The organism is Acinetobacter sp. V102_4, from assembly GCF_031799005.1.
Taxonomy (GTDB): domain Bacteria; phylum Pseudomonadota; class Gammaproteobacteria; order Pseudomonadales; family Moraxellaceae; genus Acinetobacter; species Acinetobacter calcoaceticus.
Genome location: NZ_JAVQNR010000052.1, coordinates 86,855 through 99,448, shown reverse-complemented (window position 1 = coordinate 99,448; position 12,594 = coordinate 86,855). Strand labels below are relative to the sequence as shown.

11 protein-coding genes are annotated in these 12,594 nt (G+C 38.5%); 8 read left to right on the top strand and 3 right to left on the bottom strand.

The window, feature by feature from the left end; all coding sequences use genetic code 11:
• Nucleotides 1–13: 13 nt before the first annotated feature.
• The 7 genes from RMB13_RS19085 to RMB13_RS19055 all read left to right on the top strand — a co-directional run bounded on the left by RMB13_RS19085 (nt 14) and on the right by RMB13_RS19055 (nt 10,176).
• Nucleotides 14–1,249, top strand: a complete 1,236-nt coding sequence (locus tag RMB13_RS19085) for a type VI immunity family protein (protein WP_311086079.1) — start codon at nt 14–16, stop codon at nt 1,247–1,249.
• A gap of 588 nt (nt 1,250–1,837) precedes the next feature.
• Complete coding sequence (locus RMB13_RS19080) at nt 1,838–3,427, top strand: peptide chain release factor 3 (protein ID WP_311086078.1); 1,590 nt, start codon at nt 1,838–1,840, stop codon at nt 3,425–3,427.
• 69 nt (nt 3,428–3,496) lie between these two features.
• Entirely contained in the window at nt 3,497–4,339 is an 843-nt protein-coding gene (locus RMB13_RS19075) for a hypothetical protein (RefSeq protein WP_311086077.1), read from the top strand.
• Nucleotides 4,340–4,430: 91 nt separating this feature from the next.
• Nucleotides 4,431–5,372: an RsiV family protein gene (locus RMB13_RS19070; protein ID WP_132071060.1), complete on the top strand. Its 942-nt coding sequence runs from the start codon at nt 4,431–4,433 to the stop codon at nt 5,370–5,372.
• Nucleotides 5,372–6,184 (top strand): TatD family hydrolase, encoded by an 813-nt coding sequence (locus RMB13_RS19065; RefSeq protein WP_205469886.1) that lies wholly within the window; start codon nt 5,372–5,374, stop codon nt 6,182–6,184. The genes RMB13_RS19070 and RMB13_RS19065 overlap by 1 nt, the downstream gene beginning before the upstream one ends.
• A 124-nt stretch (nt 6,185–6,308) precedes the next feature.
• Complete coding sequence (gene acnA / locus RMB13_RS19060; protein ID WP_311086076.1) at nt 6,309–9,062, top strand: aconitate hydratase AcnA; 2,754 nt, start codon at nt 6,309–6,311, stop codon at nt 9,060–9,062.
• Nucleotides 9,063–9,414: 352 nt separating this feature from the next.
• Complete coding sequence (locus RMB13_RS19055; protein ID WP_311086075.1) at nt 9,415–10,176, top strand: tRNA threonylcarbamoyladenosine dehydratase; 762 nt, start codon at nt 9,415–9,417, stop codon at nt 10,174–10,176.
• A 51-nt stretch (nt 10,177–10,227) separates the two neighbouring features.
• On the opposite strand, the gene RMB13_RS19050 is transcribed toward RMB13_RS19055, so the two are convergent.
• On the bottom strand, nt 10,228–10,350 hold the full coding sequence (locus RMB13_RS19050) for a hypothetical protein (RefSeq protein WP_080547764.1): 123 nt from the start codon (nt 10,348–10,350) through the stop codon (nt 10,228–10,230).
• Between the two features lie 96 nt (nt 10,351–10,446).
• On the opposite strand from RMB13_RS19050, the gene RMB13_RS19045 reads away from it, so the two are divergent.
• The gene (locus RMB13_RS19045; RefSeq protein ID WP_311086074.1) at nt 10,447–11,346 is read left to right on the top strand and encodes a LysR family transcriptional regulator; all 900 of its coding nucleotides are present in this window, start codon (nt 10,447–10,449) and stop codon (nt 11,344–11,346) included.
• A gap of 33 nt (nt 11,347–11,379) precedes the next feature.
• On the opposite strand, the gene RMB13_RS19040 is transcribed toward RMB13_RS19045, so the two are convergent.
• Nucleotides 11,380–11,820, bottom strand: a complete 441-nt coding sequence (locus RMB13_RS19040; protein WP_311086073.1) for a hypothetical protein — start codon at nt 11,818–11,820, stop codon at nt 11,380–11,382.
• Nucleotides 11,821–11,946: 126 nt separating this feature from the next.
• On the bottom strand, nt 11,947–12,465 hold the full coding sequence (locus tag RMB13_RS19035; protein WP_056482797.1) for a hypothetical protein: 519 nt from the start codon (nt 12,463–12,465) through the stop codon (nt 11,947–11,949).
• Nucleotides 12,466–12,594 lie beyond the last annotated feature (129 nt).

Here is a 12,594-nt window from a genome sequence, read left to right as displayed (position 1 = left end):
ATTAGGAAAGATTATGCATTTAGTTGAAAAACAACCTCCTTCTGAGAAAGAGCTTATTCAACAAATAAAAGAAGCAGAACGTGAATTGTTGATGTTAGACAAAAACGATCAGGTTTTAGCTCAATTATCTTTAACTATACAGCTTTACTATCTAAATGGTGGTAATGATGATGGAAAGAAGAAAGCTCTAAATATCATTGATAAATTCAAAAATAGATATCCTATCGAATCTCATTTTTATAGCAATAGCCGTCGGTTCTTAAAATTCACAGAAAAAGGCTATCAATCTGTTTGTAATAAAGCAATAGCTACGAATGCTTTTGAGTGGTATTTATGTTCAGGTGTAGATGGCTCCACAGCTGATAAGTATGCATTAGGTGTATTTACTGCCAGGGATAATTTTGGATTGTCCCATTTGCATCTTAACTTTCCTATTGCACTTGTTCATGAGGAAAAAGGAAAAGCAGAGTTTTATTCATGGATTGAAGAGCTTGTAACCATTTTTGAGGTTTTACATGGCTACGCAGGTTTAAGTATTCAGCTGCCTTATGATCGTCATCCTTATCAGTTTTATGAGTATGGAGTAACACGACAATATTGGGGTATCACCCCTGATGGTCCTAGCTTTTTAACTTTAGATTGGGAAACTGGAACTAGAAGTATTAATTGGTATACATTTATTGGAAAAGACTTAAAAGATAAGTTTATTAAGCAACAGTTTTATACAGCTACTTTAAAGAATACTTCCGATATAGAGTTGACAGAAATAAATGACTGTATTGTCATTAAAGCTGGGGGGATACCTCGTTTAGGTAATAAAAATAAACCATTGCCATTAAGCTATGTTGTTGTTAATCAGCTGTGTAAAGCCGTACGGACAGATATGCCTACCGACGCTATGCACACAGCATATCGTGGACCACGTTATTCTTTGTCTCAAGTCTATTATTGGATTCGAAGATGGGATAACGCAAATTTTTTAAAAGGTATTTTTGACTTTTACGGGATCAAAGAAGATTTATTGCCGATTTTAGGAGAATATGGAAATGAAGACCGGATTGTTCCTTACAGTGGACGGTGGACACCTTTTGATTTTGTGGGGATAGAGCAAAATTTAATACAGGGGCAGGATTTTCCAGAAGAAGGTCAACATCAAAGGAAAAGTGGACGTATTTCAAGTAAACCAGCCGTTTGGAAATTAGTCTCAAGAGATGATGGTGGGGGTGTGGTACTACCTAATCCTTTTTAATTCGTCTCTGAGCAATGGAGTTCATTGCTCAGTGGGCAAAAAACTTTTGAGTTAAATTGTGAGAATTGAGACTTTTCCTTACAGCGGATTTTGTAGAATAAATTTTCACCTAGGGGCATCGCTTTTATATTGTAATCGTATGGGCAAAACAGCTTAAGAAGGCTCCTATTATCCTTACGATAGTCCCTACGATTTTTATAGTGGGAACTTAAATAATGGCAACATATCTCCATCCTGTAGCAGCCCTCGTCCTTAAAAAAGAACTTATACACGAGAATTTAAACTCAGTATTGTAGATGCCTATTAAGAACCAAAGAATTCCATTGCTTCCGTGGTTCAGCAATATGGAATTAATGCTAACCTTCCTTGTGAGTAAATGGATTAGACTTTTTCGTGATCATAAAAATACTTTAATAAGTTATATATGGAATTTAATGCGTAGTGTAGATAACTTAAGACATATCAACAATCGTTAAAACAGTGTTTATAAATCTGCTACAATTGCGCCAATTTAAAATTTCTTACTCACCATTTGTAGTCATCTTTTTTAGTGTGTACAAAGTGGTGTACAAATTGTAGATTTTATTCATGTTTAAAGACGAATTATCTAAGCAGGTAAAGGTTCGTAGAACTTTTGCCATCATTTCCCACCCCGATGCCGGTAAAACCACCATGACAGAGAAATTACTGTTATGGGGTAAAGCAATTCAGGTTGCAGGGATGGTAAAAAGCCGTAAATCTGACCGCGCAGCTACATCTGACTGGATGGAAATGGAAAAAGAGCGTGGAATTTCTATTACCACGTCTGTTATGCAGTTCCCATATAAAGGTCATACCATTAACTTACTCGATACACCGGGACATGAAGATTTCTCGGAAGATACGTATCGTACCTTAACCGCAGTTGACTCAGCGTTAATGGTGATTGATGGTGCAAAAGGTGTCGAAGAACGTACCATCAAATTGATGGAAGTGTGTCGTATGCGTGACACGCCTATCATTTCATTCGTAAACAAGATGGACCGTGAGATTCGTGAGCCACTTGAGTTACTTGATGAAATTGAAAATGTCCTCAATATCCGCTGTGTACCTATTACATGGCCATTAGGAATGGGCCGTGATTTTGCTGGTGTATACAACATTATTGAAAATAAATTGTATGTCTATAAAGCAGGTTTTGGTTCAACTATTACAGATATTGAAGTACGTGATGGTTATGATCATGCTGATATTCGTGAAAAAGTAGGTGATTTGGCTTGGGCATCTTTTGAAGAGTCGCTTGAGCTGGTACAAATGGCAAATGAGCCATTAGACCGCGAATTATTTTTACAAGGTAAACAAACTCCGGTTCTATTTGGTACGGCATTAGGTAACTTTGGTGTTGACCATGTACTAGATGCTTTCATGGGCTGGGCACCTGAACCTAAAGCGCACCCTACACAAGAGCGTGTGGTTGAAGCGAAAGAAGAAGGTTTTTCTGGTTTTGTATTTAAAATTCAAGCCAACATGGACCCGAAACACCGTGACCGTATTGCCTTCATGCGTATTTGCTCTGGTAAATATGAAAAAGGTTTAAAGATGAACCACGTGCGTCTTGGTAAAGATGTCCGCATTAGTGATGCTTTGACATTCCTTGCTGGTGAGCGTGAACATTTAGAAGAAGCGTGGCCGGGCGATATTATTGGTTTACATAACCATGGCACGATTCAAATTGGTGATACTTTCACAAGTGGAGAAAATCTGCACTTCACAGGTATTCCTCACTTTGCGCCAGAGATGTTCCGTCGTGTGCGTTTAAGAGATCCATTAAAGTCAAAACAATTGCAAAAAGGTTTGAAAGAGTTGTCTGAAGAAGGGGCGACTCAGGTATTTATGCCGCAAATCAGCAATGACTTGATTGTTGGGGCGGTAGGTGTGCTCCAGTTTGACGTGGTTGCGTATCGTTTGAAAGAAGAATATAAGGTTGACTGTGTTTATGAGCCTGTAAGCGTTAATACAGTTCGCTGGATTCACTGTGATGATGAAAAAATTCTGAATGAATTTAAGAAGAAAGCACATGACCAACTTTCTATCGATGGCGGCGGACATTTAACTTATCTTGCTCCAAGCCGAGTGAACTTGCAGATTATGCAAGAGCGTTGGCCTGATATTCAGTTCCGTAACACACGTGAACACTGATCATTTTAATGTGACAAACAGCTTCGAATAGAAGCTGTTTTGTTTTGAAAAATAAAAAAGGATGATGAAATGAACTTGAGTAAAAAGACAATTATTGCGCTGGTGGTTGCAGTCGTAACATTAATTTCTGCTATTTCTATTTTTGTCTGGAAAAGTTCTCAGTCTTCATCCTCTTCTCAAACGAAACTAGTGGGTACCCAAACTCAAAATATTGAAAAAGCTGAAGTACTGCCATTTCTCAACTTACAACAAGTAAAAGCCGATTATGCTTTGCCATTTTGTGAGAAGAAAAATTGTATTGATGTCGATATTCAAACGATAAAGACTCAAGACGCATGGTTAAATGAATGGATCGCCAAAAGTCAGGCTAAAGTGATTCAAGATCAAATTGATTTGAAAAAAGACTTAAGCTTGCAACAGGCGATTAATGCCTATGTTAAAAAGTCTGATGAATGGCAAGATAAATATTCAAAGAATCGAGCTTATGAATTGCATCTTCATACACGTATTGCTTCGCAGCGTAATCAATATGTTTTATTGCAATTGGGGCTTGATACCAAGCAAGAAGAGCTCACGATTAAAGATCGTTATTACTTTTTTGTTGCCGATCGAAAATTGCATAAAAGTTTAAGTTTGTTAGATGTTTTAAAAAAAGATCAACAAACAGCTATGCATCAAATGGTACAGGTAGCCTATCAAGACTGGTTAAAAAAGCAGACTGTTGAAATAAAAAAAGAAGCACCAAAAACTTTATATTGGGGGCAAGTGGATTGGTTCTTTGATGGTGAAGGTATTGGACTGCATTATCAGGCAAACGAAATTACTAAAGAGGCACCACAGCTCGATATTTATTTATCTACAGAACAAACAAAAAAAATATTACAACCCGAGGTTTATGAACAAATGTTTTAAGATGGTAGCAGAATTTGCAACCTCTATTTATATGCGCTAATTTCTTAGAAAAGGCACTGCGTAATCTCCTTAGAATAAAAGGCAAAATATGATGTTATCTTCTAAAGTTTCACTGCGATTAACTTTGCTTGCTTCGGCTATATTTTTGGTGGCATGCCAACCTAAAGCCGATCCTAAGGATTCTCAAGAACAGCAGAAACCAGCAGTCGAAGAGCAAAAGCCAGTAGAGCTGACTTTGAAGGGTGAAACAATTCCGAGTAAGGTTGCTTTACCTGATTGTGATGGTAAAACTTGTCCTGAATTTACAGTTGAGCGTTTACAGAGTAATTTTCCATTTATTGATAAAATTGTAGATCAGCAAATCTTAAAGGCTCTAGATCAAATTTTAGAGATTGCTGAACCCGATGCTAAAGTGAAGCAACCAGATCAAAAAACAGAAGCTTCAGCAGTTGCGGGTGCAGAGCAAAAAAATAGCTTTGATGCACAGGTGCAACGTTATGCAAACTCATTTATTGGTCTGGACAATGAGTTAAAAGCTTTAAGTAGTAGTCATCAAATTAATCTTTTAGTTAAACCTAAGATTTTGCAGGCTCAAGGCAAAGTGGTCACTGTTGTACTTAATAGCAGTAGCTATTTGGGTGGTGCTCATGGTTCTGCCGCACAGCATTATTATAATTTTGATTTAAAAGAACAAAAGCAGATCAAGCTTGAAGACTTGTTACGTCCACAGCAAAAAGCAGCGTTAGAGAAGTTGGCGCATGAAGCCTTTAAGACTTGGGTTACAGACTCTAAACTGGCTGATAATGTCGGTGATTATGAACAAGCTTGGCCATTTAAATTATCCGATAATTTTTTATTGGGTGAACAGGGTTTAATCCTTCAATATGGTGAATATGAAATTGGACCATATGTGGTGGGATTACCTCGATTAGTCATTCCGTATGATCAATTACAGGAAGTCTTGAAAAAAGAGTATTTGCCGCAGCCTAAAGCGCAACCAGCTTCAACACCTGTTGCAAAAAGTGGAAGCTAATGCGTCTGTTTGATACGCATACGCATTTTGATGTTGCCGATTTTGATGAAGATCGGCAACAGTTAGCGCTTAATGCCAAAAAAGCTGGGGTTGATGCACTGGTTTTAATTGGTTTTGTGCAGTCACGTTTTGATGAATTGCTACAAACCCATCATCAGTTAAAGAGCTGGGAAAATGTACCAACTTCATATCTAGCACCCGGTTTACACCCATTTTATATTGAGCAACATCAGCCAGAACATCTTTCTCATCTTGAGCAAATTTTACAGAAAGAAGAATGTGTGGCAGTAGGCGAAATTGGTTTAGATACTTTCTTAAAAGAGCATAAGCAGCCAGATATCTATGCGAAGCAAAAACAATATTTTGCTGATCAGTTAGAGTTGGCAACCCAATATCAAAAACCAGTGCTTCTTCATATTAGAAAAGCACATGGTGATGTACTCGCAATATTAAAAGCTCAGAAATTTAAACTGGGTGGAATTGCCCATGCTTTTAGTGGTGGCATAGAAGAAGCGAAAGGCTTAATTAAACTTGGGTTTAAAATTGGTGTGACTGGGCAAATTACTAATCCGAATGCAAAAAAACTTCATACGGTTGTGCAGGCTATAGGTGCAGAGCACTTGGTGATTGAAACGGATTGTCCCGATATGACCCCACTTTGTTGCCAAACCTCAACTGAAGAGCGTACCCGTAATACCCCAGTTAATTTGCCTTATGTTTTGCAAAGTTTGGCAGAAAACCTAAACATATCAGCGTCAGATTTGGCCGTACAGCTTTGGGAAAACTCGCTCTCGGCTTTGAAATTATCGTAATAAAAATCAAAGATTAGAAATAGTAACTAAAACAAAACACAGCGATTAGAAAAGAAGCTTAAAGTAAGAAAACAACATGTAAAAACGTGAAAAATAACATTGCCAGACATGGGAGGATAACCCAATGGCTAAGTATAGCAATATCAATAGTTTTAATGCTTTACAGACGCTAACAGTAGGTTCCAGCAATTATCAGATTTTTAGCTTAGCCCAAGCAGAGAAAACGCTAGGGGATATTGCCAAACTACCGAAATCTTTAAAAGTATTATTGGAAAACTTATTACGGTTTGAAGACCAACTTAGCGTTAAAACTGAACACATCTATGCCTTAGCAGAATGGTTAAAAACCAAAGGTTCTGAACAGGAAATTCAATATCGACCTGCTCGAGTTTTAATGCAGGATTTTACAGGGGTACCCGCTGTAGTCGATTTGGCAGCAATGCGAGCAGCCATGGCTCAAGCTGGTGGAGACCCAGAGAAGATTAATCCCTTATCTCCTGTAGATTTGGTGATCGACCACTCGGTGATGGTTGACTATTTTGCCGATGATCAGGCTTTTGAAGAAAACGTACATATTGAAATGCAGCGTAATGGCGAACGATATCAGTTTCTACGTTGGGGGCAGTCTGCATTTAATAATTTTAGTGTAGTGCCGCCGGGTACGGGGATTTGCCATCAGGTCAATTTAGAATATTTGGCCCAAGCAGTGTGGTTGGGAGAAGATGAAGGCAAAACTTTTGCTTTTCCTGACACTTTAGTGGGAACAGATTCACATACGACCATGATTAATGGCTTGGGTGTTTTAGGCTGGGGCGTAGGCGGTATTGAGGCTGAAGCAGCAATGTTGGGCCAACCCATCTCTATGCTTATTCCTGAAGTCATCGGTTTTAAACTTACAGGAAAATTACCAGAAGGTATTACAGCAACAGACTTGGTACTCACTATTACTCAAATGCTTCGCCAAAAAGGTGTGGTGGGTAAATTTGTAGAGTTCTATGGAGATGGTTTGGCAGATTTGCCTCTTGCTGACCGTGCAACCATTGCCAATATGGCACCAGAATATGGTGCAACCTGTGGTTTCTTTCCAATAGATGAAGTGACTATAGGATATCTGAAACTGACAGGACGTCATGAAGACCGTATTGAGCTCGTTGAAGCCTATAGTAAAGCTCAAGGTTTATGGCGAAATGCTGGTGATGAACCTGTTTTTACAGATACTTTAAGTTTAGACATGACCACGGTGCAAGCAAGTTTGGCTGGACCAAAACGCCCGCAAGACCGAGTGCTGTTATCAGAAGTGCCTAAAACGTTTAATGCGCTCATGGAGTTAACGCTAAAACCAGCAAAAGAAGCAAAAGAACGTCTAGAAAATGAAGGTGGTGGTACTGCTGTAGAGGCAAAAAAAGCAAATATTCAACATGAAAGTCCATCTTGTGTGATTGAAGGGCAGGAATATCCGTTAAATCATGGTGATGTTGTTATTTCTGCGATTACCTCTTGTACCAATACTTCTAACCCAAGCGTGATGTTAGCGGCAGGCTTGCTTGCTAAAAAAGCTATTGAAAAAGGCTTACAACGAAAACCATGGGTGAAAAGCTCTCTTGCACCTGGTTCTAAGGTCGTGACTGATTATTTGTTGGCTGCTGGGCTTACGCCGTATTTAGATGAGTTGGGTTATAACTTGGTGGGGTATGGCTGTACAACCTGTATTGGTAACTCAGGCCCATTACCCGAGCCAGTCGAAGATGCAATTCAATGTCATGATTTGAATGTTGCATCTGTACTTTCTGGTAACCGTAACTTTGAAGGACGGGTACATCCATTAGTTAAAACCAATTGGTTAGCTTCACCGCCTCTCGTGGTTGCTTATGGTTTAGTTGGGAATATTCGAACCGATTTGACCACACAGCCTCTTGGTGAGGGTAAAGATGGACAGCCCGTCTATTTAAAAGATATCTGGCCAAGTCAGGCAGAAATTGATGTTGTCTTGCAGAAAGTAAATACAGAGATGTTCCATAAAGAATATGCTGCGGTCTTTGATGGTGATGCGAGTTGGCAAGCGATTCAGATTCCAAAGAGCAAGACCTATGAATGGGCCGATGACTCGACTTATATCCGACATCCTCCTTTCTTTGAAGGAATTGGAGAGCCACCAAAGCCAATTAAGAATATTGAACAGGCGCGTATTTTGGCAGTTTTAGGTGACTCGGTCACAACTGACCATATTTCACCAGCGGGGAATATCAAAAAAGATAGTCCCGCAGGTCGGTATTTACAAGAGCAAGGAGTTGATCCAAAAGACTTTAACTCTTATGGTTCTCGACGTGGTAATCATGAAGTGATGATGCGAGGAACTTTCGCCAACATTCGTATTAAAAACGAAATGCTTGGTGGTGAAGAGGGTGGTAATACTATTTACATTCCAAGTGGTGAAAAGCTTGCCATTTATGATGCAGCGATGCTTTACCAACAAGAAAACACACCTCTTGTGATTATTGCCGGTAAGGAATATGGAACAGGTTCTTCACGGGACTGGGCTGCAAAAGGAACAAATTTATTAGGCGTGAAAGCAGTGATTGCAGAGAGTTTTGAGCGTATCCATCGTTCAAACCTAGTAGGTATGGGAGTGTTGCCATTACAGTTTGTTGATGGGCAAACTCGCCAATCTCTTAACTTAACGGGTCATGAAGTGATATCAATCCGTGGTTTGCTGGATGGGATTCAACCTCATCAAATTCTTGAAGTTGATGTAAAACGGCCCAATGGGGTAGCGAGTCATTTTAATGTGTTGTGCCGAATTGATACGTTAAATGAGGTCGAGTACTTTAAGGCTGGTGGTATTTTGCATTATGTACTTCGAAATTTGATTGCTTCATAAATCGATAAAGTTAGCGCGGCCTTATAATGACTGTGCATTAGCCAATATTGGATTTATAAGCGTATCTTTACTTTTTAAGGATAATGAGCTGTGACTAAAACAGCGCAAGGCAAAAATCCTTTGTCGGGCTGACGGTATGTCCTTATACCGCAGCCCAACTGGGCGGCATCCATGCCGCCTGTCGCGCTAGTAAATGATGACTTAAATCTTAAATAATATAATTTGACTTATAGTGACAAGACTTACCGTGAATTCAAATATCACGATCTCAAGTTTTCTTTGATATGAAATACACTTTCTTCTGAAAAGCAGTAAAATAGCCACCGTGTTTTATATCCCCCAAAGAGAAACAATGACCGATCTCCAACAAGATGAATATGAACGTCGTTTTGCAGGTGTAGCCAAAGTTTATGGTGATTCCTCGTTTCAACATTACGAGCAAAGTCATGTAATGGTGATTGGTATTGGTGGTGTGGGCAGTTGGGCTGTAGAGGCTTTGGCTCGTACCGGAATTGGTGAAATCACATTAGTGGATATGGATGTTGTTGCGGCATCAAATGTGAACCGTCAGCTACCAGCGATGACTTCTACATTAGGCTGTGAAAAAGTTGAGATTATGGCGGAGCGTTGTCGCCAGATTAACCCGCGTATTAAAGTACATATTATTGATGACTTCCTTACACCAGAGAATGTCACAGAGCTTTTAAATCCTGTCCCCGATATTATCTTAGACTGTATTGATGACGTTAAAGCGAAGTTGGCTTTAATGCTGCATTGCCGTTTTAACAAAATTCCTTTGATTGTTTCGGGTGGAGCAGGCGGTAAGCTCGATCCGCTTAAAATTCGTGTAGCGGATTTATCAAAAACCGAACAAGACCCGATGTTGGCCAAGTTACGTAGTCAACTTCGAGCTCGTGGTATTTGTAAAAAACCAAAAGAGAAATTTGGAATTACCTGTATTTATTCGATTGATAACCCATTCTCAAGTGCAGATGTATGTCCATCGGCTGGTTTACGCTGTGGTGGCTATGGTTCAGCGGTGGTTGTGACTTCAAGTTTTGCCATGATTGCAGTAGCTGAAGTTTTAAAGAAACTTGATTTAAAGAAAGCTTAGTTTAAATATTAAAAAAGCATGCTCTTAGGTTTGGGCATGCTTTTTTCTTTTTTAGTCATATAACTCTATCGTGTCGTGTTTGGGCTGTGTTGGAAGCTGTTGATCGTAAAATTTAAAGCACCATAAAATTAGAATAACGACAGTGAATATGGTGAAACCTTTTAAATACTTCATGAATAATTTAATCAAGTGAATGGTCTTGATAAAATTCTAGCGAAGGTAATCTATCTAATCTAATATAGAAAATAGGCTTAATGATCTAATTTTGAGATGGAAATGCTTACTTTAAAACAATTTCAATATTTCATAAAAATTGTAGAAGAAGGGAGCTTTACCGCTGCTTCGGAAAAGCTCTTTATTGCTCAATCAGCTTTGAGTAGGCAGATAAAATTATTAGAGGAAGAGATTAACTTTCAACTATTTGATCGTGCTGACAAGAAAGTAAAGCTTACAGCAGCAGGAGAAGTCTTTTATAAGAAAATAAAAGATAACATGCTCTACTTAAATGAAATTATTGATCTTTCTAAAAGTATTTCGGAAGGGAAAAACCGTCAGATTAAAATTGCTCACTCAAGCAGTATTGTCATGGATCATAAAAAGATTCAGATATTAAAAGAAATTAGCTTAGCTAAGCAGATAAATTTTGAGGTGAATACCTTGTCATCGGAGCAGCAAATCTTAGCTTTAATGAGTGGAGAAATTGATATTGGTTTTATTAGGCCACCAGTATTGCATAGCCTTGAAGAAATAACGATTTTGAAATTATATGAACAGCCCTTATTTGTCGCTGTCTATATTGATCACCCTAAATTTAAACAAAAACAAAGTATCCAAATAAGAGATTTAGTAGATGAATATTTTGTTTCAACTCCACATCCAAAGCGGGGAGGTTTGAGCTATCTAGTCTCAAACTTGTGTGTAGGAGCTGGCTTCTTGCCTAAAGCAGCGGTAGTCCAATCTCGTAAGATAACCCAATTACACTTAGTCGCTGCAAATTTGGGTATTAGTATTGTCCCTCAAGAATTTGAACAAATATTACCCAAAAATGTAAAACTGATTCCGCTGGAGAATAAGAACCTTTTCTCTGAAGTGGTTTTAGCTTATAGAACAGACCAAAGTAATCTGATTCAATCTTATGCTGAACATATCTACGAACTGCTACAAGCGTGAGTAGGAGATATCTTTAACCATATGCTGAAATAATTATTGTAGCCCGGTGTGCTCGCTAATAAGAAACGTATATTCGCTATCACCGTCTAACTGACGCTCCTGAGACATAATGTCTATTTTAGGGTGTTTATGTTGATAGAATTCTAAATTGATGCAACCACTATTATTAATTGCATAGCGAATATAGTAATTATCTGGTTCTAGAAAAATTGTTGCTTCTTCAAATGAGTGCAGAGATAGAATTTTTTTCTTATCGTGAAAAATCACAGAAGGACAATCTAGTAATCCATTTAAATATTGCTTTCGCATGACATGGATCCGAGCTTGAGGAGCCGTTCCTTTCAATAAATATTGTGGTTGATAAATCCTTTTTTCAGGTACTTTTTTGAAAACTTCTATAACGTTTGTATCGGGAATGGCATACGCTAAACTAAACGATGTCAGTAAGTAACCACCTAAGAGTATTTTTTTCATAAAGTTACATCATCATTTTTGACAAGTACAATATGAAAATCATGCAAAAAAGAAGCCAAACCTGATTTAAAAATTCTGTCTGATCAACTGCTTGGCATATTTGAAAAGGATTGAAAAACCCGATGCTTAGGTAGGTTGCCCTAAACGATAGTAAGTATAAGTGACGCTATCATCTTTATAGACATCATAGCTGTTTTGTTTGAAGTCAGAGACCCATTCACTTCCTGTGTATCCAGCAATATGTCCATAAACGTGATTGCGAGTTCTGTGAATGATGTAAATATCGCCTTCTTGTGGCTCATCAAATGATGGATCTATCTCTTTGTAGCCAATCTTTTTGAGAGTATCTCCCCAGTCTGAAGCTGCAATGGGGTGATTCCGAATATCTGCACCAGCAGATTCGAGAGCAAGGCGGATACTACGTGCACAACGAGCTTTACTGCGTCTTGAGGTAATACTTTCTAATTTAGCTACGAATCTATCAACATCTATTGCTGGAGTATCGGAAGTTTCAGTTTGATGATTACTAGGTTTCATGGTGAAAGGATAAGGAAGACTTGGAGTGCTGTGGGATACAACAATGGCTGCCTGATTTGAATCCTGATACATATAATTATCAGCTACTTGTCCGTCATAAATAATCATCGTGAAATCTCTACCGTACTATCTATATCCATATTAAAAAAATCACCACCTACCTGTGGCGTTCAGAGATACTAATAGGCGTACCTTAAAAGTTTTGTTTGCGTTATGTAATAACGTATCTTTTTTCCA